The 22,761-nt window shown below is 44.7% G+C and carries 20 protein-coding genes; 11 read left to right on the top strand and 9 right to left on the bottom strand.

Features of this window, described 5'->3' with window-relative positions:
* Positions 1-7: 7 nt before the first annotated feature.
* The 8 genes from odhB to AAW31_RS16405 all read right to left on the bottom strand — a co-directional run bounded on the left by odhB (position 8) and on the right by AAW31_RS16405 (position 10,881).
* Positions 8-1,258, bottom strand: coding sequence for a 2-oxoglutarate dehydrogenase complex dihydrolipoyllysine-residue succinyltransferase (gene odhB, locus AAW31_RS16440; RefSeq protein ID WP_046851068.1), 1,251 nt, complete (start codon positions 1,256-1,258; stop codon positions 8-10).
* Positions 1,259-1,273: 15 nt separating this feature from the next.
* The gene (locus tag AAW31_RS16435) at positions 1,274-4,129 is read right to left on the bottom strand and encodes a 2-oxoglutarate dehydrogenase E1 component (protein ID WP_046851067.1); all 2,856 of its coding nucleotides are present in this window, start codon (positions 4,127-4,129) and stop codon (positions 1,274-1,276) included.
* Positions 4,130-4,310: 181 nt separating this feature from the next.
* Positions 4,311-5,612, bottom strand: coding sequence for a citrate synthase (gltA, locus tag AAW31_RS16430; RefSeq protein WP_046851066.1), 1,302 nt, complete (start codon positions 5,610-5,612; stop codon positions 4,311-4,313).
* A 68-nt stretch (positions 5,613-5,680) separates the two neighbouring features.
* Positions 5,681-5,914 (bottom strand): FAD assembly factor SdhE, encoded by a 234-nt coding sequence (locus AAW31_RS16425; RefSeq protein ID WP_046851065.1) that lies wholly within the window; start codon positions 5,912-5,914, stop codon positions 5,681-5,683.
* The gene (locus tag AAW31_RS16420) at positions 5,911-6,606 is read right to left on the bottom strand and encodes a succinate dehydrogenase iron-sulfur subunit (RefSeq protein ID WP_046851064.1); all 696 of its coding nucleotides are present in this window, start codon (positions 6,604-6,606) and stop codon (positions 5,911-5,913) included. Before AAW31_RS16420 ends, AAW31_RS16425 begins: the two co-directional genes overlap by 4 nt.
* A gap of 115 nt (positions 6,607-6,721) precedes the next feature.
* Positions 6,722-8,137 carry a threonine synthase gene (thrC, locus tag AAW31_RS16415; protein ID WP_046851063.1) on the bottom strand — a complete coding sequence of 472 codons (1,416 nt, stop codon included), beginning with the start codon at positions 8,135-8,137 and terminating at the stop codon, positions 6,722-6,724.
* 98 nt (positions 8,138-8,235) lie between these two features.
* Positions 8,236-9,549 carry a homoserine dehydrogenase gene (locus tag AAW31_RS16410; protein WP_046851062.1) on the bottom strand — a complete coding sequence of 438 codons (1,314 nt, stop codon included), beginning with the start codon at positions 9,547-9,549 and terminating at the stop codon, positions 8,236-8,238.
* Between the two features lie 96 nt (positions 9,550-9,645).
* Positions 9,646-10,881 (bottom strand): pyridoxal phosphate-dependent aminotransferase, encoded by a 1,236-nt coding sequence (locus AAW31_RS16405; protein WP_046851061.1) that lies wholly within the window; start codon positions 10,879-10,881, stop codon positions 9,646-9,648.
* A gap of 236 nt (positions 10,882-11,117) precedes the next feature.
* On the opposite strand from AAW31_RS16405, the gene AAW31_RS16400 reads away from it, so the two are divergent.
* The 7 genes from AAW31_RS16400 to AAW31_RS16370 all read left to right on the top strand — a co-directional run bounded on the left by AAW31_RS16400 (position 11,118) and on the right by AAW31_RS16370 (position 16,865).
* Positions 11,118-11,486, top strand: a complete 369-nt coding sequence (locus tag AAW31_RS16400) for an Mth938-like domain-containing protein (protein ID WP_046851060.1) — start codon at positions 11,118-11,120, stop codon at positions 11,484-11,486.
* Between the two features lie 275 nt (positions 11,487-11,761).
* Positions 11,762-12,256 carry a BREX-3 system P-loop-containing protein BrxF gene (brxF, locus tag AAW31_RS16395; RefSeq protein ID WP_046851059.1) on the top strand — a complete coding sequence of 165 codons (495 nt, stop codon included), beginning with the start codon at positions 11,762-11,764 and terminating at the stop codon, positions 12,254-12,256.
* Between the two features lie 81 nt (positions 12,257-12,337).
* Positions 12,338-12,568, top strand: a complete 231-nt coding sequence (locus tag AAW31_RS23795) for a four helix bundle protein (protein WP_082110505.1) — start codon at positions 12,338-12,340, stop codon at positions 12,566-12,568.
* Positions 12,569-12,648: 80 nt separating this feature from the next.
* Complete coding sequence (locus AAW31_RS23790; RefSeq protein WP_036503716.1) at positions 12,649-12,930, top strand: IS3 family transposase; 282 nt, start codon at positions 12,649-12,651, stop codon at positions 12,928-12,930.
* Positions 12,931-12,950: 20 nt separating this feature from the next.
* Positions 12,951-13,778, top strand: coding sequence for an IS3 family transposase (locus AAW31_RS16380; protein ID WP_046848692.1), 828 nt, complete (start codon positions 12,951-12,953; stop codon positions 13,776-13,778).
* 256 nt (positions 13,779-14,034) lie between these two features.
* Positions 14,035-16,110, top strand: a complete 2,076-nt coding sequence (gene pglZ / locus AAW31_RS16375) for a BREX-3 system phosphatase PglZ (protein WP_046851057.1) — start codon at positions 14,035-14,037, stop codon at positions 16,108-16,110.
* Positions 16,110-16,865 (top strand): hypothetical protein, encoded by a 756-nt coding sequence (locus AAW31_RS16370; RefSeq protein ID WP_046851056.1) that lies wholly within the window; start codon positions 16,110-16,112, stop codon positions 16,863-16,865. The genes pglZ and AAW31_RS16370 overlap by 1 nt, the downstream gene beginning before the upstream one ends.
* A 92-nt stretch (positions 16,866-16,957) precedes the next feature.
* On the opposite strand, the gene AAW31_RS16365 is transcribed toward AAW31_RS16370, so the two are convergent.
* The gene (locus AAW31_RS16365) at positions 16,958-18,589 is read right to left on the bottom strand and encodes an ABC transporter transmembrane domain-containing protein (protein WP_046851055.1); all 1,632 of its coding nucleotides are present in this window, start codon (positions 18,587-18,589) and stop codon (positions 16,958-16,960) included.
* Between the two features lie 182 nt (positions 18,590-18,771).
* Between AAW31_RS16365 and rfbA the strand changes: the two genes are divergently transcribed.
* From rfbA to AAW31_RS16345, 4 genes are all read left to right on the top strand, one after another.
* Positions 18,772-19,725 (top strand): glucose-1-phosphate thymidylyltransferase RfbA, encoded by a 954-nt coding sequence (rfbA, locus tag AAW31_RS16360; RefSeq protein WP_046851054.1) that lies wholly within the window; start codon positions 18,772-18,774, stop codon positions 19,723-19,725.
* A 2-nt stretch (positions 19,726-19,727) separates the two neighbouring features.
* Complete coding sequence (rfbC, locus tag AAW31_RS16355; RefSeq protein ID WP_046851053.1) at positions 19,728-20,273, top strand: dTDP-4-dehydrorhamnose 3,5-epimerase; 546 nt, start codon at positions 19,728-19,730, stop codon at positions 20,271-20,273.
* Positions 20,274-20,323: 50 nt separating this feature from the next.
* Positions 20,324-21,697, top strand: a complete 1,374-nt coding sequence (radA, locus tag AAW31_RS16350) for a DNA repair protein RadA (RefSeq protein ID WP_046851890.1) — start codon at positions 20,324-20,326, stop codon at positions 21,695-21,697.
* A 143-nt stretch (positions 21,698-21,840) separates the two neighbouring features.
* Complete coding sequence (locus AAW31_RS16345) at positions 21,841-22,647, top strand: ceramidase domain-containing protein (protein WP_046851052.1); 807 nt, start codon at positions 21,841-21,843, stop codon at positions 22,645-22,647.
* Positions 22,648-22,761 lie beyond the last annotated feature (114 nt).

Raw genomic sequence — 22,761 nt, 5'->3', positions numbered from 1 at the left:
TAATGTCTCATTGCTCAAATAGCGGACTGACTGGATATTCTAAAGCTTCCTTGATAGCGACCAGCGACAGCACAGCTTCACGACCATCAATAATGCGATGATCATAGGAAAGCGCAAGATAATTGATAGGACGTATAACAATTTGACCATTTTCAACTACAGGGCGTTGCTTAGTCGCGTGAATACCTAAAATCGCACTTTGCGGCGGATTGATAATGGGCGTAGAAAGCATCGATCCAAAGACACCCCCATTCGTAATGGAAAAAGTACCCCCCATTAATTCTTCAATGGTCAATTTGCCCTCATGCGCTCTTTTTGAGAAATCAGCGATTTGCTTTTCTATTTCTGCCAATGATAACTGATCAGCGTTACGGATAATCGGTACCACCAATCCGCGTGGACTTGCCACAGCGATACCGATGTCATAATAACCATGATAAACAATGTCGTTACCATCTACCGAAGCGTTGATAATAGGAAATTTCTTCAGCGCGGCAACAGCCGCTTTGACGAAGAATGAAGTAATGCCGAGTTTAACCCCGTGCTCTTTTTCAAAGGTATCTTTGTAACGCGTACGTAAATCAATAATCGCCTGCATATTGACTTCATTGAATGTCGTCAGGGTGGCAGTGGTTGCTTGAGACTGTACCAACCGCTCAGCAATACGCATGCGTAATCTAGTCATTGGCACGCGTTGTTCAGGTCGATTTCCGGTTGCAGGCATTACCACTGTCTCAGGCATTTTAGTTTTTGCTTGAGAGGTAAGGGTCTTATTTTTCACATAGGCTAGGATATCTTCCTTAGTGATGCGGCTATCACGTCCTGTTCCTTTAATAACATTGAGATCATCCAAGCTGAGATTGTTTTCTTCAGCCACTTTTTTAGCTGCAGGCATTAGCTTTGGTGTGACCGGCTCAGTTTCTTCTACGGAGGGTGTTTCCTCACTTCCTGAGGCTTCAGAGGATGTGGTTTTTTTTTCAGTCATTGCTTCAACCTTAGGTTGTTCTTTGGCTTCCCGAATCTCTGTCTCTATTTTAGCGATTACTTCGCCACTTTTTACTGTCGTACCATCCCCCTTAATAATTTCAGCTAGAATACCTTGCTGCGGAGCAGGTAGCTCGAGAACTACTTTGTCAGTTTCAACATCAATAAGATTTTCACCGCGATTGACCATCTCACCTTGCTGCTTGTGCCAGGAAATCAAAGTGGCTTCAGCAACCGATTCAGACAATTGTGGTACTTTGACTTCGATTAACATAATCTGCTTTCCTTTTTAAATTTTATCCCGAAATGCCGCCTCAACCAGTTCTTTCTGCTGGAACCGATCCAACTCCAGATAACCAACAGCAGGTGATGCCGATGAAGGACGTAAAGTGTAGCTGAGAATCTGATCAGGTCGCTTATGCCTAAGGATGTAATGTTGAATACGGTGCCAAGCTCCCTGGTTGCCTGGTTCTTCCTGGCACCAGATGATTTCCTTGGCATTGTGGTAACGATCTATTTCTACTTGAAAATCTTCGTGTGGGAAGGGATAGAGCTGTTCGATCCGAATGATGGCCATATCGGTAATGCCTTGCTTGCGGCGATAGGCGAGTAATTCATAATATATCTTGCCACTACAGCCAATGATACGCCTTACCCTATCTGCATTGAGAGGCTCGATTTCGGGAATGACCGCTTGGAATTGACCATTAGCGAGATCTTCTAATGAAGATACCGATTCTTTATGTCGAAGCAAGCTTTTGGGCATCATGATGATCAATGGTTTGCGAATGGGACGGATCATCTGCCGTCGTAACAAATGAAAGATCTGGGAAGGCGTGGAAGGAACACATACCTGGATATTATATTCCGCACATAACTGCAGGAATCGCTCTAACCGGGCCGATGAATGTTCAGGTCCTTGCCCCTCATACCCATGCGGCAGCATCATGACTAATCCGCATAAACGTCCCCATTTGGCTTCGCCCGAGGTGATAAATTGGTCAATGACAACTTGTGCGACATTAGCAAAGTCACCAAACTGCGCCTCCCATATAACGAGTGCATTCGGTTGAGCCGTTGCATAACCATACTCGAAACCTAACACGGCTTCTTCCGAGAGCATGGAATCGATAATCGTGAAATCAGGCTGCTTGGCTGCAATATGACGAAGCGGTACATAAATGCCATCTTCCCATTGTTCCTGCTCGCGATTCTGATCATGCCATACCGCATGGCGATGGAAAAAGGTGCCGCGCCCACTATCTTGCCCGGAGAAGCGGATGGGATAACCCTCTTTCAGTAGTGAGGCGTAGGCCAGATTTTCAGCCATTCCCCAATCCAGTGGCAAGTTTCCTTTTCCCATTTCACGACGATCGGCAATAATTTTTTCCACCCTCGGATGCAATTTAAAGGTCGCCGGAGTATCCGTTAGCCGTTCTGCCAGGAATTCTAACTTATCTATGGGAACGCCTGTTTTTACTGGTTGATTCCATTTACCTGGATTAAGGAAAGGCACCCAATTGGTTGCGTGAGGTGATTTATAATCGTAGAGAATGGTTTTGTTGGGGTTGCTCCCTGCATCCATGGCATCATAGTAGGCCTTGACCATAGCTTCTGCCTCAGCCACAGTAATGATGCCTGCTGCGACCAGCTTATCCATGTAAAGCTTGCGTGTTCCAGGGTGTTTATTAATGATGTGGTACATGGAGGGCTGCGTGACCATGGGCTCGTCCTGCTCATTGTGGCCTTGCCTGCGAAAACACACTAAATCAATGACAACATCCTTGTGGAACTGCATGCGATAATCCAATGCAATTTCTGTCACCATGACAACAGCTTCAGGATCATCACCATTGACATGGAAAATAGGGGCTTCGATCATTTTTGCCACATCGGTGCAATAAAGGGTGGAGCGGCTGTCACGAGGGTCGGAGGTAGTAAAGCCGATCTGGTTATTAATGATGATATGAACGGTACCGCCTGTACCGTAGCCTCGTGTTTGCGACAAGTTTAATGTTTCCATTACCACTCCTTGCCCAGAGAAGGCTGCATCGCCATGCAGCAACACAGGAATGACTAACTCTCCTTTTTTATCCTGCAAACGATGCTGACGGGCAAGAACTGAGCCTTCCACCACAGGGTTAACGATTTCAAGGTGGGAAGGATTAAACGCAAGGGCAAGATATACAATTCCACCCGGTGTCATCACAGCGGACGAGAATCCCTGATGATACTTGACATCGCCGGCGGCGAGCGTCTGCACTTTTTTTCCTTCGAATTCCAGAAACAAATCTGAGGGCATTTTGCCTAACGTGTTAACCAGCACATTCAGTCTGCCTCGATGTGCCATGCCAATCACGATTTCTTGTACGCCAACTTCGCCCGCATGTTGTAACAATTTATCCAGTAAAGGAATCAGGCTTTCATTTCCTTCACCAGAGAAACGCTTTTGTCCAACATAGCGAGTGTGAAGGTATTTTTCCAGACCCTCTGCAGCAGTCAGGCGTTCAAGGATATGTCGTTTGTAATCAGCAGTAAGGCTGGGCTGGGAGCGCGGACCTTCCACACGATTCTGAATCCAGCGCTTCTGCTTTAAATCAGTAATAAACATATATTCTGCGCCAATGGTGCCGCAGTAAGTTTGCCGCAGTATTTGTAAAATTTCCTTTAATGGCGCATGCTCCTGATCTACCAGTGAACCAGTATTAAAAACGGTTTCCATATCGGCTTCAGTTAATTCATAAAAAGCCGGGTCGAGTTCTGGTGTATCCGATATTTGCTGATGATTGAGTGGATCGAGACGCGCCAGACGCGCCCCAAGAAAGCGGTACATGTTGATAAGCTGGAGAACAGCTATTTGTTTACGTTCCTTAGCCTCAGACGGGACTAAAGAAGGAGCGACTGATAAGCTGCCAACACGTTTTTCAGATGGAGGAGTTTGTGCGAGTTTTACAAATGATTCAATGATGGGAGTATGGGGAACATCTCGTGCAGTTATCGTCAGGGTCTGCTGCAATGAATCAAAATAACTCCTCCATTCAAGAGGTATTGAATCCGGGCTGCTGAGATATTTTTCATAGAGATCTTCGATAAAAGGAGCATTAATGCCAAATAATATTGAATTCTCAAAGAATTGTCTCATCATGACCAAACTCGCTATATGTTAAAAAACGGAAGCACCTTGCAATAGGTTGTACCTGCACAATATGGTTTAATTTATTTGGCCGGTCGACCTGTATTCCAACAATGCTAATTTAATTTTATGGTTTTTCCCTTTTTACCCCTATACACATAAAATTTATTTCTAAAATTTAGGGTTGATCTTACTATTTGTCAGTTTCTTTCGACGGTACATCTCTTTGTGTCACACCGGTGTAGAGCTGACGAGGGCGTCCAATTTTTTGATCGGGATCAGCGATCATTTCATTCCATTGAGCTACCCAGCCCACCGTCCGTGCCATTGCAAAAATTGCAGTAAACATAGAAGTTGGTATACCTAATGCACGTTGTATGATGCCAGAGTAAAAATCGACATTGGGATAAAGTTTTTTAGTAATGAAATAATCATCTTCCAGAGCAATTTTCTCTAGCTCCAAGGCGAGCTTGAAAAGGCGATTGTTATGGAGCCCCATTTCATCTAATACCTCGTGGCAGGTTTCACGCATCAGTTTTGCGCGTGGATCAAAATTTTTGTATACCCGATGACCGAAGCCCATCAGGCGGAAAGGATCATTCTTGTCTTTCGCGCGTTTGATATATTCAGTGATGCGTGAAGTATCGCCAATTTCCTCCAGCATGTTAAGGCATGCTTCATTTGCGCCCCCATGCGCGGGACCCCATAAACAGGCGATGCCAGCAGAAATACAGGCAAATGGATTGGCGCCACTGGAACCTGCCAGGCGGACTGTAGAAGTTGAGGCGTTTTGTTCATGATCAGCGTGAAGAATTAAAATACGATCTAACGCTTTTACGAAAACCGGATTGGGCTCATAATGTTCAGCAGGTGTGGCAAACATCATGTGCAGAAAATTTGCAGCATAGCTTAAATCGTTGCGTGGATAAATGAAGGGTTGTCCAATATTGTATTTATAAGCCATGGCCGCAATCGTCGGTAGTTTGGCAATCAGTCGGAAGGCGGATTGCTCACGATGAACCGCATCTGATATATCCATCGCTTCATGGTAAAAGGCTGACAAGGCACCCACTACCCCCACCATTACTGCCATAGGGTGAGCATCTCTGCGGAATCCACTATAAAATCTGACCAGTTGTTCATGCAGCATGGTATGGCTCTTGATAGCATGAACAAATTGCTTTTTTTGTTCGTCAGAAGGTAATTCGCCATTCAGTAGCAAATAACAGACTTCCATGAAATCGCATTGTGTCGCTAACTGCTCAATAGGGTAGCCACGATAGAGGAGTATCCCCTTGTCCCCATCAATAAATGTAATAGCAGATTTTGTGCTAGCCGTAGAAAGAAAACCAGGGTCATAAGTAAACATGCCACTCTTGGCATAGAGGGTATGGATATCAATCGTATCCGGACCCATCGCACCCGGCATAATCGGGAGCTCAACCGGTTCTTTATTCTCGCCAAGCAGCAAGGTTGCTATACGTTGTTCAGACATATCTATCTCCATGGTTTGAGGATGGATCTACACGCTTTAGTTTAGTATAACTGACAGCGTAAGTTTGCTTAACTTTGTTGAAGAAGCTTTAATAATGACTTCAAGTTTTCGCTTGGTGCTTCTTTTTTAGAAGAAATTATATCCCACAGATCATTATCAGGGAGTAAGAGTAAGGATTCAAACGTATTTAACTGCGCTTCATCTAATTGCGCATAGTATTTATCCAGAAAGCGCTGCAATACAATATCCAGCTCTAGCAAGCCGCGCCGACAACGCCAATAAAGGCGTTCTCGCTGTTTCATATCGTTCTTTTCACTAGCAGATTTTTTATCTTACTAATTGCGTTCATGGGATGTAATCCTTTTGGACAGACATCGACACAATTCATGATTTCATGGCAGCGAAACAGGCGATAAGGATCTTCCAGATAATCCAATCGTTCAGCAGTAGCTTGATCGCGGCTGTCAGCCAGGAAACGGTAAGCTTGCAGCAAGCCGGCAGGGCCGACATATTTGTCCGGGTTCCACCAGAACGAGGGGCATGCTGTGGTACAGCATGCACACAGGATACATTCATAAAGCCCATCCAATTCAGCTCTTTCTTCCGGCGATTGCAATCGCTCGGTCTCTGGAGGAGGATCATTATTGATCAAATAAGGTTTGATCGAGTGATATTGCTTAAAAAATTGTGTCATATCTACGATTAAATCGCGAATAATCGGCAGGCCAGGCAGAGGGCGGATTTCTATCGGTTCTTTCAGACTAGCGATTGGAGTGATGCAAGCTAATCCATTTCGGCCATTGATGTTCATTGCATCTGAGCCACATACACCTTCCCGGCAGGAGCGACGCAAGCTAAGACTATCATCCTGAGACTTGATTCGAATCAAGGCATCCAGCAGCATTTTGTCAGTTGACTCTAACTCAATATCGTAATCCTGCATGTAAGGTTTCTCATCTTTGTCAGGATTATACCGGCTAATTGAGAATCGCATGATTGAAGCTCCTCCGTTTCTTAACAGTTAATATTCACCGATCAAGATAGCAGGGCAGGGTGATGGCATCGATGCAGTTTAAAAAATTGATCTATTCAGAGTGAAATCTTAATCATCAAGTCTGTTCAATCTTCTGGCAGATAAAAGTCTTGATTGCATCTACATCTTTATCGATGACCTCAAAGCGTTGAGGTAGGTCTTCCAGATTTTTAAATCCTGCAGGCCGTGCTGGCTCCAATCCCACAGCTTCCTTGATACTTTCGGCAAACTTTGTAGGTAGCGCGGTTTCCAGGCAAATAAGCGGAATACCCGGCTCGCGATATTCAAGTCCCACTTTTACTCCATCCGCGGTATGGGTGTCAATCAAAACTTTGTGCTCATGATAGAGTTGGCGAATCGTATCAATACGTGCCGCATGATGGCTGGTTCCGGAAATAAAGCCAAACTCTTTCGTTTTGACCCATAAAGCCGTCCCAAATAGATCAAAGGCATTGCCTTTATCAATGGATTGCCATAATTCCTTAACCCGCATCGCATTGCGGTCTGTCAGATCAAAGATAAATCTCTCAAAGTTGGAAGCTTTGGAGATATCCATCGAGGGGCTGCTTGTGTGATGTGTTTCAGTAGTGGTGCGTGGCCGATACAGCCCAGTACGAAAGAACTCATCCAATACGTCATTTTCGTTAGTGGCTAGAATGAGTTGTCTGATTGGCAGCCCCATCATACGCGCGACATGGCCAGCGAAGATATTTCCAAAATTTCCCGATGGCACAGAAAATGATACTTGCTCATCATTGGATTGAGTGACTGCAAAATACCCCTTGAAATAGTAAACGATCTGCGCAGCTATGCGCGCCCAGTTGATCGAATTGACCGTGCCGATATGGTATTTTTCTTTGAAGATATGATCATTACTGACTGCTTTGACAATATCCTGGCAGTCGTCAAAGACACCGCGAATAGCAATATTAAAAATATTGTCATCTTGTAAGGAAAACATTTGCGCGGTTTGGAAACGGCTCATTTTGCCAAGTGGTGAAAGCATGAATACACGGATACCCCGTTTGCCGCGCATGGCATACTCAGCACTTGAACCGGTATCACCTGAAGTTGCTCCGAGTATATTCAGTTCAGCATTTGTCTTGGCCAATGTATATTCAAACAAATTTCCCAATAACTGCATGGCGATATCTTTGAATGCTAAGGTTGGTCCATTTGACAAACACAAAATGTGCAACCCGGGTTCAAGGGTTTTAGCCGGTGTAATGTCTGTGCTGCCAAATGCTTCCGCTGTGTAAGTGCGCGCTATCAAGTTGCGCAAATCATGAGCAGGAATATCATCCATGAAACGAGAAAGCACTTCAAATGCAAGCGCTGGATAATCCAGATGACGCCATGCCTCAAGTTCAGGCGGACTAATCTTTGGATAAACTTCAGGTACAGCGAGCCCGCCGTCTGGCGCAAGGCCGCTCAGCAGTATTTCAGTAAAAGTTCTTGGCGACATACCGCCGCGAGTAGAGATATAACGCATAATATTCTGATTGAAATAATAAGGGAGGAGAAGAAATAAGCGACTATCCTAGACTGATTTTGAAAAAAGGCGGTAATTCGACTCAAATTACATCATGCTTATTTGTTTAATTCTTCCAAACGGATACGCACTATCTTTCCTGCCATGGTAGGTAATTTCTCAATTTTATCTAATGCTGCAATGATGTTCTTTTCTATCGTTGTATGAGTGAGCATGATGATATTGACTTTATCCTCTTCCTCAGCATGTTCTTTCTGCACCATAGCGTTGATCGAAATATCTGAATCAGCCAGGATGCGTGTGATATCAGCAAGAACGCCGGGTTGATCCATCACCTGTAAGCGAAGATAATAAGCAGTTTCAACCTCTTCCATCGGCACGATCGGAATATTTGATAATAATTCTGGCAGAAATGCGAGATAAGGCACGCGATGTTCCGGATCGGCGGTCAGTAAACGTGCCACATCGACCAAGTCAGCTATGACCGAGCTGGCTGTCGGTTCTGCGCCTGCACCTGCTCCATAGTAAAGTGTCGGTCCGACGGCGTCGCCTTTGACGACTACCGCATTCATCACGCCTTCCACATTAGCGATCAATCTTTTAATAGGGATGAGGGTAGGATGCACACGTAGTTCGATGCCTTTCGCTACACGTTTGGTAATACCGAGTAACTTGATGCGATAACCGAGCTCTTCAGCATAACGGATGTCATCGTTACTTAGTTGGGTGATACCTTCGATATACACTTTGTTGAAGCTGACCGGGATACCAAAAGCGATCGCTGCCATGATGGTTATTTTATGGGCAGCGTCGATTCCTTCTATATCGTAGGTAGGGTCAGCTTCCGCGTAGCCAAGTTTTTGTGCGAGGGCCAATACTGTATCGAATGCAAGCCCTTTCTCACGCATTTCCGACAAAATAAAATTACTGGTACCATTGATAATGCCAGCAATCCATTCTATCCGATTGGCGGCTAATCCCTCGCGCAATGCTTTAATAATAGGTATCCCCCCTGCAACTGCAGCCTCAAAGGCAACAATGACGCCTTTTTGCTGAGCGGCTGCAAAAATCTCACTGCCATGAGAGGCCAAAAGCGCTTTATTGGCTGTAATCACATGTTTACCGTGGGCAATCGCTTGTAGTATCAGTTCCTTGGCAATAGTTTGTCCGCCGATCAATTCGATGACAATATCAATATCGGGCCGTGAGACGACTTCAAATGCATCAGCGGTTACTGTCGTATCACGATCAGCGAGACGGCGGGCTTTTTCGGTATCACGGTCGGCAATAATACGGATGACAATGTTACGACCAACACGGCGGACAATTTCTTCCTGGTTACGTTTCAGGACGGTATAGGTGCCGCCACCGACCGTACCAATTCCTAATAAGCCAACATTAATGGGGTTCATATTCTAATTGTTAAAATAAGCAAAAATTGTTACAAAATAATTAAATTATGGATTCTTCAGAATTTCTGAGCATATTTAATGAGATTGGCTATGGGATTATACGGCGTGTATACCATGGCGTTTACGGTAACGTTCCAGGAAGTGTGCGACGCGTCCAATAGCTTCAGCCAGATCATCACTATTGGGTAGAAACACTACACGGAAATGATCTTGACAGGGCCAATTAAAACCTGTTCCTTGTACTACCAGCACTTTTTCTTCCAGCAACATATCCAGCACAAATTTCTCATCATCCTGAATTGGATAAATTTTTGGGTCCAGGCGTGGAAATAGATACAGCGCTGATTGGGGACGAAAGCAACTTACACCCGGGATATCGGTCAGAAGTTGCCAAGCAAGATCACGTTGTCGTTTGAGTCGCCCGGTAGGTAACGTCAAATCATATATGCTTTGATAACCCCCTAATGCAGTCTGGATACCGAATTGCGCGGGTACATTTGCACACAGGCGCATAGAAGCCAGCATATTTAAGCCTGCAATATAATCCTGCGCGCGTTGTTTATCACCTGATACTACTATCCAACCAGAACGAAAACCTGCTGCCCGGTAATTCTTCGACAAGCCATTGAATGTCACAAACAAAATGTCATCAGCCAAGGAAGCGATCGAGGTATGGATAGCTTGATCATAAAGTATTTTGTCATAAATCTCGTCCGCATAAATGATCAAGTGATACTGACGGGCAATTTCTATGATTTCGAGCAGTAAATCGACCGGATACAGCGCACCTGTTGGATTATTGGGATTGATGATTACGATTGCGCGCGTATGAGGCGTTATTTTAGCACGAATATCATCCAGATCCGGAAACCAATCAGACTGCTCATCGCAAATATAATGGCGTGCCGTCCCCCCTGCTAACGATACGGCAGCTGTCCACAACGGATAATCAGGCGCAGGAATAAGCACTTCATCGTTGTTTTCCAGCAGTGCCTGCATGGCAAGCATGATCAGTTCAGAAACGCCATTACCGATATAAATATCATCCATTTGCACATTTGGAATATGTTTTTCCTGGGTGTAATGCATGATGGCCTTGCGTGCAGCGAAGAGGCCTTTTGAATCGCAATAACCAGATGCAGCGGACAGATTCCGGATCACATCCTGTAATATTTCCTCGGGTGCTTCAAAGCCAAATGAAGCGGGGTTGCCGATATTGAGTTTGATAATGTGATGACCTTCTTCCTCCATTTCTCTGGCCCGATCGAGTACGGGCCCCCGAATATCGTAACAGACGTTAGCAAGCTTGCTGGATTTCGTGATGGGCTGCATGGTTAATATGAAAAACTACACTGTAGTAGATAGATATTGAAAAAATAAAGAGAATATAATGTTACCTGACCCATATATTTTTGCAAAAAAGTAAAATAAAAAAACGCTAAATTTTTTATTGATAACTACTTGCTGCACAATCGTTCAACAACGCAATACACTGAATATAATTTTTAAATATATTCTACTGGATAAAGAACAGACTCTTTATCGATAAATAAGCAGGAGGTTTTGCCTTGAAGCTACATCTTTCAGAGCATGAAGGAATCAATATTTTCACCAGTTACGGGGAAGGCTATGTTACGATTAATCAAATTCGTTATGAGGATAATTTGATCGTACTGCCAGATCACATTATCGAGAACTGGCAAATCGAAAGTATTGAGCAGTTGGAAACAGCCCATTTTGACTGCATACGACCTTTTCAACCAGAAATTATTTTACTCGGAACCGGGGCAGCACTGCGTTTTCCTGATCCTAAGTTGATGAAAGCAATGGTTTCTTCAGGGATCGGATTAGAAGTGATGGATACCCAGGCTGGCTGCCGCACTTATAATATTTTATCTGCAGAAGGCCGTCGTGTGGCAGCAGCACTGATTATTTAGCTGGATGCAGGGTGGTTAGTGTAGATATAAGATTAATCAATTTCGTAATCTTAACAGCATAAACTGATGATACTGAAGAGGTAAATGGCAGATCATCAGTCATCGATATTATTTTTTTCCCTTTCGTAAAAGGCTCCAACAGTGGATCAGGGAAGCACCTTGGTTAATTCCTCTTTTTTCAAAATACTTGTTGCTCAAACAAGACAAAGTAGATAATAGAGCCCTTATGGTGATGCGTTTGACGAGCAAGCAAAAAATAATAAGAAGCAGCAACTATGGCCGAACCAATTCCCGACAAGATAATACGATCCCTGCGAGCAGCCGAAGGCTTATATTACCGTTTGGTATTACTCGTAGGCGAAACCGGTTCCGGCAAGACTAGCGTTCTGCAGAATGTTGCCGAGGAGTTCGGGGTATTTGTCATCAATATTAATCAGGCGCTTTCCATTGAATTGCTTGAGCTGACTGTGAAGCAGCGATCACTACGATTGCCTGGAATTCTCAACCAAATCGTAGATAAAGCTCAGACACCGGTGGTGCTGGATAATCTAGAGATCCTTTTCGACAAAGACCTCAAGCAAGACCCTTTGCGGTTGCTGCAGAGCATTTCGAGAAATCAGGCCATTGTGGCTTCATGGAACGGAAACATAATCTCCGGGAGGCTTTTGTATGCAGAAACCGGTCATCCCGAGTACCGTAGCTATGACTCGGTCGATGCATTGATCGTTGAGATTAGGAAGGAGGATCGAGGAGTGAGGGGCGAGCTATGAAAATTAACAGCTACAAGAATTTAATTGTTTGGCAACAGGCCATGCAAAAATCTCAACGGCTGATTTTAACGCTCTTTTTTCATTGCAAGGGAGTCTTTGACCGAAATCGAAACGCAAATCTTTATTGCCCAACGTTTTGGTTACCTTTTTGAAGAACAACTCTTATCAATCCTGAACTTGCAGATGGAAGCCAGCAAAATGATCAATAGCTTTATGAACAAACTTTCCCCTAGCCCCTCGTTATTCCATTTCCAAATCAAAAGTGACACGAAGGCGAGTCGCAGACAGTATAAAAATAATACGGCAAGGTGAAGCCGACAAATTCTGAAGTGGTACCCAAAAACTGTACAGGTTGTTAAGCTCTGGCAGAATTAAAAAGGAGCTTAATAACAATGAGTAAAAAGCGCATACAATATTCGAGCGAATTCAAAGCAAAACTAGCGCTGGCAGCGATACGTGGTGATGAAACTGTCCCCCAATTAGCAGCGCGTTATAATGTACATCCCACGCAGATCAATAGCTGGAAACGGCAACTCATTGAGCAAGCTGCCGAGCTGTTTTGTAAAAATAATACTGCCGCCAATAAGGAGCAGCCTACAACAGATGACCTGCACCGGGTTATTGGTCAATTGGCGGTAGAACGCGATTTTTTAGCAAGAAAGCTCAATCATTAAGTCTTGTAGAACGCAAAGAGATGATTGAGCCCCATGGCAAACTTAGTCAAACTCGTCAATGTCAGCTGCTGGATCTGGCGCGCTCAACTTATTATTATCAACCGCAACCAATCAGTAATGCTGATCTGGTTCTGCTGCGCATGATGGATGAACAGTACTTAAAGACGCCACAATATGGCTCACGCAGTTATGCTACCTGGTTTCAGCGCCAGGGAATCATGTTAGGGCGCAAGAAAGCCTCTTCCTTAATGAAGACACTCGGTATTGTCAGCATAGCTCCAAAACCCAGGACCAGCATCTCAAGCAAACAGCATAAGGTCTATCCTTATCTGCTTAGAGAACTTGTCATTAATAAACCCAATCAGGTTTGGGCTGCCGACATAACCTATGTCCCCATGGAGAAAGGCTTTGGCTATCTGGTTGCCATCATCGACTGGCATTCGCGTAAGGTGTTGAGCTGGCGCTTGTCCAATACCTTGGATACTGACTTTTGTACTCAGGCGCTGGAGGCAGCCATCCAGGATTATGGCTGTCCACAGATCATGAATACCGACCAGGGCGTACAGTTTACCAGCGAAGCATTTACCTCCATACTAAAAGATCATCATATTCAGATCAGCATGGATGGCAAGGGGTGCTACTATGACAACATTTTTGTTGAACGACTTTGGCGGACAGTTAAGTATGAGCTTTTATATACCAGAGAATTCAATAATCTGAAGGAGATAAAGCAGAATTTATCCACATGGTTTGAATGGTACAATCAAGAACGATTTCATCAAAGCCTTGACCGTCTTACGCCTGATGAAATCTACTATAGTGATCCAAGAATTGATCGGGTTGCCTGAACCTGTTTAACTATACATATCAGAGCTGAACTTTCTTTCAGGTTGTCCAGTTACAGGGAACCACATCAACCAATTCCCGATTGCTGAGAGCGTGTCCATAAAGCATTCGCTTCGGAAAAAACTTCTTGGCTTGAGGTATGCTGAGTTTTGTGGAATCCAATGTCATCCCTTTGCCGCACCAGATCCATGCCTTAACCAGGGTGATTTCAGGTGATATCCGTTCGTGTTTATTCGTGGTTCAACCAGGAAGCGCTTAATGAGTAGTTGGCGAGACGCCATCCTGAACGAGTTTGTACCCAACGTCAGCAAACTCACTCTAGTTGCAGACCCTGACGGTCTGTTGACTGAGGAGAAACTAGCGTTGGAGCTTCGCGGACGCGGATTCGACCTGATCGAGTTCAATGACCCGATCGAATTTAGATACGCCTATGAGTCCCAATACCGCTCAATCTCTGACCGAGGCGAGCACACCGATCTGGCGGTGATCCTCCATTTGCAGGATACCGAGCTGGAATCCTTGCCTTACGACCTGCTCCAGGCAGGACGCAAGCTCTCCTTCAATCTGGGGGATCTCTTTCCTAACCTGAGCTACCCGGTCATCGAGAAGCTCGACCGGAGCCTGCTCGATGCGCTCTTTGAGGCACAGCGCAAGTCGCCGCCGGATCGTATGGGCGACAATGCCACCAAGGACTTCATTCTCCGCCATGTGTTCGGCATCGCCGCCGAGCTGATCGCTAACGAGGTGGAGCTGCTGCGGGTTTTGCTTCGTTTGCATTATGGGAAACTTCAGATCCCGCTCATGCTGGCTCATCGGTTCGTTCAGGTTCTCATAAGCCATGGTGGATTCAAGGTTTGGCCCTTGGAAGAAATTATTCCTAATGAGAAGGCATTTTTTGCCTTTCTGCAGGAGCGGTGGCCTCTTTTCCTGAATAGCTTAAGAAAGATTGATCAGCTCATAGAAGATTCACCTAACAAATCAGTAGGGCAGCAGATTTGGGTACCGCAAAGCAGTACCCAGCCAGTGCGAACGATGCATGATGGGCGTCAGCCTCAATATGGTCTCAAGTATTTAGGGCCTAATCTCTTGCCGTTTGATCATCATGATATTAAGGTTTACGTCGACAACTTGTTCCTGGAGGGAAAACTTATACCTGTCGAGGCCACTGGCATGGAGGTGGATGCTGGGTCCTGGGTGCGAAGCGGCATTGCCATGGTCGGTGTGGATGATGAAGAGCTTCGTATCTCCCGCCTGCTTGACCTTGTCGAAAAGGAGCTGCCGACAGCAGAAGCGCGCTACTCTGACTGGACTGCCTTTGCGCTGAAATGGGCCGAGCTTTCTTCACTGGTTCATTGCGGCAACAGCACCGTGCATCAGAACCGGTTAAAAGGAGTCGGTGATATCTTGAATACGATTTTTGCCGATTGGTTGGCCGAACACTATTCCAGTCTGATCAACTTGCCGCCGACAAATCCGGCTATGGTGCACCATGTGCCCCGCCGCTTGGCTCGGGATGTAGAGGAGTTGAGGGACAATCGTGTGGGCCTGATCGTGGTAGACGGCCTTGCCCTGGACCAGTGGGTGACTATCCGCCAACTTTTGCAGAAGCAGGATGCCAATCTGGTCATGCGCGAATTCGCGACTTTCGCCTGGATCCCGACGCTGACCTCAGTATCGCGGCAATCAATTTTTTCGGGCAAACCGCCGCTCTATTTCCCGTCATCCATCAACTCGACCAACAGCGAAGAGAAACTCTGGAAACAGTTCTGGGAAGGTCATGGCCTGTCCCGGCTGGATGTCGCCTACCAGCGTGGTCTTGGCGACGGTAATTCATCCAGCGTGCTCGACTCCGTAATCCATCCCGGCAAAACCAAAGTAGTAGGACTTGTTGTGGACAAGATCGACAAGATCATGCATGGCATGCAACTCGGCTCGGCTGGGATGCACAATCAGATCAAGCAATGGTGCCAAGGTGGATTTCTTGCGGCGCTGGTCGGTTACCTGCTGGACTATGGGTATGAGGTCTGGCTGACATCCGATCATGGTAACATCGAATGCAATGGCAAAGGCCGCCCATCTGAAGGTGTGATTGCCGAAACTCGCGGTGAGCGGGTTCGTGTGTATCCCACGCCGGAACTCCGTTCTCAGGTCGCAGGAATCTTCCCATTTGCCCATGAGTGGCAGCCGGTCGGATTGCCAGCAGATTATTTTCCCCTGGTGACGGGTGGACGCGATGCCTTCGTGCATCCTGGAGAGGCCATGGTAGGGCATGGCGGTATCGCTATTGAAGAAGTCATCGTGCCCCTGGTGAAGTTTGAAAGGAGGACACGGTGATGAGAAAAAGGCATGAGAAATTAGGTGTCAAACAGACGATTCAAAAATACTGGATGGATCGTACTGTTCAGATGATGCTGGCCGGGATGTCCGAAAAAGAAATACGAGCGGAATTGGATGAATTTCTAAAAACGCAAAAGCAAAGTGGTGGTACAGGTCAGAGAGGCGAAAAAACCTACGGAATGGCAATCGGTATTTTGACTTCCTGGTTTGCTCCCGATTCTGATTTAGTTCCATTTCGTGATGAAGCACTAATGTTTGCAAGAAGTTTATCAACTGAGGAGTGGCTCCCGCTTCACTGGATAATAATATCTGCTTCATACCCTTTCTGGTTTAATATCGCTAAACAGGCAGGAAGACTTTTTAATCTTCAAGATCAGATAACCCAGGTTCAGGTGTTTGGACGCATCAAGGAACAATATGGGGATAGAGAAACGGTTGCTAGAAATGCACGTTACACCGTGCGCTCCTTTGTAGCTTGGGGAATACTTAAGGACGCTGAGAACAAAGGTTGTTATGAGAAATCAGCGCCAATCAGTGTTGCTGATCCTGATCTAGCCATTCTGATGTTTGAGTCCGCACTTCATGCCACCTCAGAAGGCAAGGTGGCACTGGGCTTGTTGTTAAATAACCCAGCATTCTTTCCATTCCAGCTTCCCCTCATAAGCGGGGATTACGTTTCTCAATGCAATGATCGACTAGAAGTAGTACGGTATGGGCTGGATGACATACTGTTGGTATTAAAGAAGAAATAATTGTAGTTTTGCGACCATACTACTATTCACCTGTTTTATAGGATAGGGCCTAGCTACTAAAGAAGGGCTTTCTTTGAAACTACTCATTCTAGCTATGTTAACTTGATAATCCGATGCGCTTTTCCAAGCATGTTTGGCTGGGATGAGGCGATCAAGGTAGTGCGATTCTGGATTAAAGCATCAAGCGCATTGTTTACCAATCGGCAATCGGTATCAAAAACGGATGTCGTCTCGTCAATGATGACAATTGCCGGGTTTTTAAGTAATGCCCGGGCAATTAAGATGCGTTGGCGCTGATTCTCCGTGAACTTAATATCTTGATTGTCAATTCTGGTTTGAAGGCCATGCGGCATTTCGCGTGCAAATGTGGTCACATGGCAAGTGCGCGCAACTTTCATGATGCTTGCTTCTGTCGCACAGCGCATTGTACCGTAGGCGATATTGGCTGCGATGGTATCGTTTAGAAGCCTGGTGTCGGGTGTTATCCAGGAGATCTTTGCACGCAAGTCAGCTAGCTTGATTGTGGCAATATCAATGTCATTGAACAATATTCTACCACTTGCTGGGTGAATAAAACGTGCAATAAGATCGATCAATGTTCTTTCCTGACCCTGGCTGGAGCCTGGTAGCGCAATGATTTCACCCGGCTGTATCGTCAAGGTGAGGTTGAAGAGGGGAGGGCATGTTTGTGAGTAATTACCAGCATTGATTTCTTCAAACCGTATTTGACCGCGCGCGTTGGCTATCTCAACTTTGCCTGAATCAGTTTCATTTTGTTGTGCAAGCAGTGCATCGACATTGTGGATGACTTGAAACTTATTTTGTGGAGATGTTTGTATGTTCAGTACGCGTCTTACAGGAAGAACAAGCATCAGTACTGCTGTGATTAGAGCACTTGCGTCTCCGACCGTCATCATGCCAAGAGAGATCTGTTGTTTAAAAAGGAAAAAAAATACCGTTAAGATAGTAGCAATCATAATGAATGCAATGGTTTTGCTAAATGTTTTGGCGACTACTTGTTTTAGGGCAAGATTTCGTTGATGATCAATGGAGTTGCAAAAATGTTGACTTTCTTGTGACTGGCTACCATCAAGCTTGATTGATTTGATATGCTTGCACGATGTTAAAAAAGTAGGTGTTATTAATAAGGAGGGTACTTTTTGATATGAGTTACTCGCTTGAGAGACAAATTGCATGATTAAACCAATAACCACTGCGATTAAAAATCCCATGAATGAGAATTCCCAGTTTAAGAGTATCATCACTATCAACAAGCCAGTTATGGTTAATATTTCTTTGACGAAAATGATTAGGATCTGAGCGATACTATCGGTAGCGTGCTCGATTTCTGAGAAGAGATTGATATTGAGTTTGTCTGAATTCGTTTCTTTCGGATAGGATAAAGGTAGCGCTAGGAGTTTATCAAACAAGGTTCTTCGCAGATCTATTCCGACTTTTCCACTTATCCAACTAGTTGCATAACTACAAGAGAAGCTTGCGAGGCTACGTGTAATTAATAAACCTAGTATCGCCAGAAGAGCAAACTGAAACTCTTCTAATCCGTGCTGACTGGTCAGAATGTTATCCAGTAATGGTTTAATGAATAAGGGTAATAAGGAGGTAGTGACTGCAATGGTAATCAGGCTGATGATAGCGAATGCAAGCATTGTCCAGTAGGGCACAACCCATATCATCAGGCGGCGGAGCATTTGTATTTCGATCATAGGTCAGCTTATTTGAATATCAAGATACAATGGATGCATGTTAAAGCAGGGGAGATAAAAAAGTTAGACATGTCATTAAGTGTAAGAAATATTATGGCTAAATTTATACAATCTATTTTAATCAGGCTTTTGTTCAAATAATTGATAGAAGCAATTAAGTTTAATGCAATAAAATAATAAAAATGATTCCAGTGCATCCTATTAATCTGACACAAACTGCTGCTTGCCGAAGAAAAGGTATTATTTTAGCGGGTGGTTCTGGTACAAGACTATATCCCGTTACTCAGGTTGTTTCCAAACAGCTATTGCCGGTTTTTGATAAACCAATGATCTATTATCCCTTAAGCACCCTGATGCTGGCGGGTATTCGAGATATTCTCATTATTTCTACGCCACAGGATACGCCGCTTTTTAGACATTTGCTGGGAAGTGGTGAGCACTGGGGGCTGAATTTATCTTATGCTGTTCAGCCCTCACCAGATGGATTGGCTCAGGCTTTTATCATTGGGGAATCTTTTATCCATAATGATCATTCTGCACTTATTCTGGGGGACAATATTTTCTATGGGCATGATTTCCATTATCTGCTCGAAAACGCCATGATGCGTCAAGAAGGTGCGAGTGTTTTTGCCTATCATGTCAATGATCCTGAACGTTATGGTGTGGTTGAGTTTGATCAAAAAGGGCTGGCGGTCGATTTGGAAGAAAAGCCCAGGCAACCAAAATCAAATTATGCTGTAACTGGCTTGTATTTTTATGATCAGCAAGTCGTTGATTTTTCCAAAAGTCTTAAGCCTTCAGCACGTAATGAACTGGAAATCACTGATCTCAATCGGATTTATTTGGCTCAAAGTAGGCTGAATGTGGAAATTATGGGGCGTGGCTATGCCTGGCTTGATACGGGTACCTATGATTCTTTGCTGGATGCCAGTCAATTTGTAGCTACGATCGAGCACAGGCAAGGACTTAAAATAGCCTGTCCAGAAGAAATTGCTTATCGAAAAGGGTGGATTAATGCTGCCCAGTTGGAAAAGCTGGCTCATCCATTGAGTAAAAACGGTTATGGTCTATATTTGATGCAGATTCTCAAGCATGGCTATATTGACGGTATGAATAATGAAGAAAAGCTTGGTTAAATATGAAAGCGACGCAGTTAGTGATACCTGAGTTATACCTCATTGAACCACGCGTATTCGGTGATGAACGTGGTTTCTTCTTTGAAAGTTATAATCAGCGCCAATTCGACGCTTTGATCGGTAGAAATGTGACATTTGTCCAAAGTAATCATTCCCGTTCTATGAAACATGTTTTGCGCGGTTTGCATTATCAGATCAAGCAGCCTCAAGGTAAGCTGGTACGTGTAATTGCGGGTGAAGTATTTGATGTGGCAGTGGATCTTCGTAAAACTTCTCCTACATTTGGGCAGTGGGTGGGAAAAATTCTTAGTGCGGAAAATAAGAAACAGCTTTGGATCCCTGAAGGTTTTGCTCATGGTTTTGTCGTACTTTCAGCATTTGCAGAATTTCTTTATCAAACAACTGATTACTGGGCACCTGAATATGAGCGTTGTATTCTATGGGACGATCCGGTATTAAATATCCATTGGCCTATTGAGAACGAGCCTATGTTATCAACCAAAGATGCGCAAGGAAAACCTTTTTACGAAGCAGAAGTTTACGATTAATCGATCCGTTTGCTCTTTTGGTCGGGATAATAACGCAATGGCTGTAAATGATGGCCAAATCTAAATCGCTCTATTTCTGTAATGCCTGTGGTGGCCAAACTTTGAAATGGCAGGGACAGTGTCCGCATTGCCGAGAATGGAACACGCTAGTAGAAGCCGTTGCTGAGAAAACGAGTTACACGAGTTTCGATAAAAATAGCTCTCGCTTTATTGCTGCAACTGAGGTCAGCCAAGTATGCAATTTAAATGAGGTTGTAACAGAAGAATCTCCGCGTTACTCGACAGAGATGACCGAATTTGATCGGGTATTGGGGGGGGGGCTGGTGCGAGGCGGGGTCATCCTGCTGGGTGGCGATCCCGGTATTGGTAAATCCACACTGTTATTGCAGGCGCTCTCAGCCATGTCGGCCCGGCATGAGGTATTGTATGTCAGTGGGGAGGAATCAGCACAACAAGTTGCGCTACGTGCCAAACGTTTAACGCTTGAGGTGTCAGCAGTCAAACTATTAACCGAAATTCGATTGGAAAACATTCAAGCAGTCCTCGCTGAATATCAACCCAAAGTGGCTGTAATTGATTCGATTCAGACCATCTATTCGGATACACTACAATCGGCGCCAGGGTCAGTTGCTCAGGTGCGCGAATGTGCTGCTCAGTTGACGCGGTTAGCCAAGGCTCAAGGAGTCTGTATATTTTTAATTGGCCATGTTACCAAGGAAGGTGCCCTTGCTGGACCGCGTGTGCTTGAACATATGGTGGATACCGTACTGTACTTTGAAGGTGATACCCATTCCAGTTTTCGTTTGATTCGGGCATTCAAAAACCGCTTTGGTGCCGTCAACGAATTGGGCGTTTTTGCGATGACCGAGAAGGGTCTGCGTGAAGTGAGCAACCCTTCAGCTTTATTTCTTTCCCATCATGATAGCCGAGTGTCAGGCAGCTGTGTGATGGTAACCCAAGAAGGGTCGCGTCCATTATTGGTAGAGATCCAAGCGCTGGTTGATGCTGCGCATGCGCCTAACCCCAGGCGATTAAGTGTGGGATTAGAACAAAATCGGTTGGCGATGTTACTGGCTGTATTGCATCGACATGCAGGTATTCCTTGCTTTGATCAGGATGTTTTTATCAATGCGGTGGGGGGTGCCAAGATCACAGAGCCTGGTGCAGATTTGGCGGTTGTCCTTGCGATAGTTTCTTCTCTGAAAAACAAACCATTGCCGGAAAAAATAGTCGTATTTGGTGAAATCGGCTTGGCAGGAGAAGTGCGTCCTGTTCAGCGTGGTCAGGAGCGATTAAAAGAGGCAGCCAAATTGGGCTTTGCTAAAGCGATTATTCCCAAAGCCAATCAGCCCAAACAATCTATTCCTGGCCTTGAGATCATCGCGGTGCAGCGGATTGAAGAAGCAGTGATTCAATTGCGTTAAGGAAGTACTTATTCCATTTATAAATCAAAACTGACTTTGCCGGTTTCACCTGGCCTTATGATTGATACTGTCTGCCGCTCGCCTCGCGTTATATTTGATTTGGAAATGGAATAAGGTGACTCTTGCAATCAAAATTGAAGATCATGAAAACCAGATTTTGTATTCTGATACTACTTTTCATCATGGGATTACTCGTTGCTGCCATATTGCAACCCATTCCTCAGCCTCTTTCCTATCATGAATTTATTGACCGACGCTCATTTCTGGGTATTCCTAATTTTCTCAACGTTGTTTCTAATCTGGCTTTTTTGTTTGTTGGGGTAGCTGGCTTAGTCTTTCTGAGGCGTATGCAGGTGTTGCTCGTACAAAAAACGTTTTCTGCCTTCTCAGAATGTTGGCCATACATGACCATATTTTTAAGTATCATCTTAGTAAGTATGGGATCAGCTTATTATCATTGGCAACCAGATAACCATACTTTATTTTGGGATAGATTCCCTATAACCATTGCCATCATGGGTTTATTAGCTGCAACCATGACGGAGCGGATAGGTGTCAAACAAGGTTTGCGCTGGTTGCCGGTATTGCTGATAATGGGGGTAGCTAGTGTGACTTACTGGTACTGGAGTGAGCTGCAGGGCGACGGGAATCTGAATTTTTATATTGTCGTGCAAATCTGCTCGATACTATCGATCATTTTATTGGCAATTTGGTTTCCATCCCGCTATACACGAGGACGAGATATTTACGTGATTATTTTTCTTTACGGTCTGGCTAAGCTGGCAGAAATACTGGATGAGGAGATCTATCATTTCGGTCAAATGATTAGTGGCCATACGCTTAAACATCTTCTAGCAGGCTTTGCCGCTTACTGGATGCTACGTATGCTAAAAAAGCGTAGATTATTAGAAAGATTTAATCAAACAGATCAAATAAGGAAATACAATTAGAAGTAAAAAATATCCCACTCTCACAAGATGACTCGTAGTGAATAAGGGATATACTACGGCAGTGATCTGCCGTAGTTATTTATCTTCTCTTTTTACAGATTATCCTAAAAGTGA

Origin of the sequence: Nitrosomonas communis (assembly GCF_001007935.1) — a bacterium.
Classification (GTDB): domain Bacteria; phylum Pseudomonadota; class Gammaproteobacteria; order Burkholderiales; family Nitrosomonadaceae; genus Nitrosomonas; species Nitrosomonas communis.
The sequence above is the reverse complement of the archived record's forward strand: the minus strand, read 5'-3'. Positions and strand labels throughout refer to the sequence as shown.

Bases quoted from the DNA above. Each gene is read 5' to 3' on its own strand.
- AAW31_RS16425 (WP_046851065.1), bottom strand. From the start codon at position 5,914: ATGAAACAGCGAGAACGCCTTTATTGGCGTTGTCGGCGCGGCTTGCTA.
- AAW31_RS16435 (WP_046851067.1), bottom strand. From the start codon at position 4,129: ATGATGAGACAATTCTTTGAGAATTCAATATTATTTGGCATTAATGCT.
- AAW31_RS16410 (WP_046851062.1), bottom strand. From the start codon at position 9,549: ATGAACCCCATTAATGTTGGCTTATTAGGAATTGGTACGGTCGGTGGC.
- thrC (WP_046851063.1), bottom strand. From the start codon at position 8,137: ATGCGTTATATCTCTACTCGCGGCGGTATGTCGCCAAGAACTTTTACT.
- AAW31_RS16380 (WP_046848692.1), top strand. From the start codon at position 12,951: ATGATTGAGCCCCATGGCAAACTTAGTCAAACTCGTCAATGTCAGCTG.
- AAW31_RS16405 (WP_046851061.1), bottom strand. From the start codon at position 10,881: ATGCAGCCCATCACGAAATCCAGCAAGCTTGCTAACGTCTGTTACGAT.
- rfbC (WP_046851053.1), top strand. From the start codon at position 19,728: ATGAAAGCGACGCAGTTAGTGATACCTGAGTTATACCTCATTGAACCA.
- AAW31_RS23790 (WP_036503716.1), top strand. From the start codon at position 12,649: ATGAGTAAAAAGCGCATACAATATTCGAGCGAATTCAAAGCAAAACTA.
- AAW31_RS16365 (WP_046851055.1), bottom strand. From the start codon at position 18,589: ATGATCGAAATACAAATGCTCCGCCGCCTGATGATATGGGTTGTGCCC.
- gltA (WP_046851066.1), bottom strand. From the start codon at position 5,612: ATGTCTGAACAACGTATAGCAACCTTGCTGCTTGGCGAGAATAAAGAA.
- AAW31_RS16420 (WP_046851064.1), bottom strand. From the start codon at position 6,606: ATGCGATTCTCAATTAGCCGGTATAATCCTGACAAAGATGAGAAACCT.
- radA (WP_046851890.1), top strand. From the start codon at position 20,324: ATGGCCAAATCTAAATCGCTCTATTTCTGTAATGCCTGTGGTGGCCAA.
- AAW31_RS16370 (WP_046851056.1), top strand. From the start codon at position 16,110: ATGAGAAAAAGGCATGAGAAATTAGGTGTCAAACAGACGATTCAAAAA.
- odhB (WP_046851068.1), bottom strand. From the start codon at position 1,258: ATGTTAATCGAAGTCAAAGTACCACAATTGTCTGAATCGGTTGCTGAA.
- brxF (WP_046851059.1), top strand. From the start codon at position 11,762: ATGGCCGAACCAATTCCCGACAAGATAATACGATCCCTGCGAGCAGCC.
- pglZ (WP_046851057.1), top strand. From the start codon at position 14,035: ATGAGTAGTTGGCGAGACGCCATCCTGAACGAGTTTGTACCCAACGTC.
- rfbA (WP_046851054.1), top strand. From the start codon at position 18,772: ATGATTCCAGTGCATCCTATTAATCTGACACAAACTGCTGCTTGCCGA.
- AAW31_RS16345 (WP_046851052.1), top strand. From the start codon at position 21,841: ATGAAAACCAGATTTTGTATTCTGATACTACTTTTCATCATGGGATTA.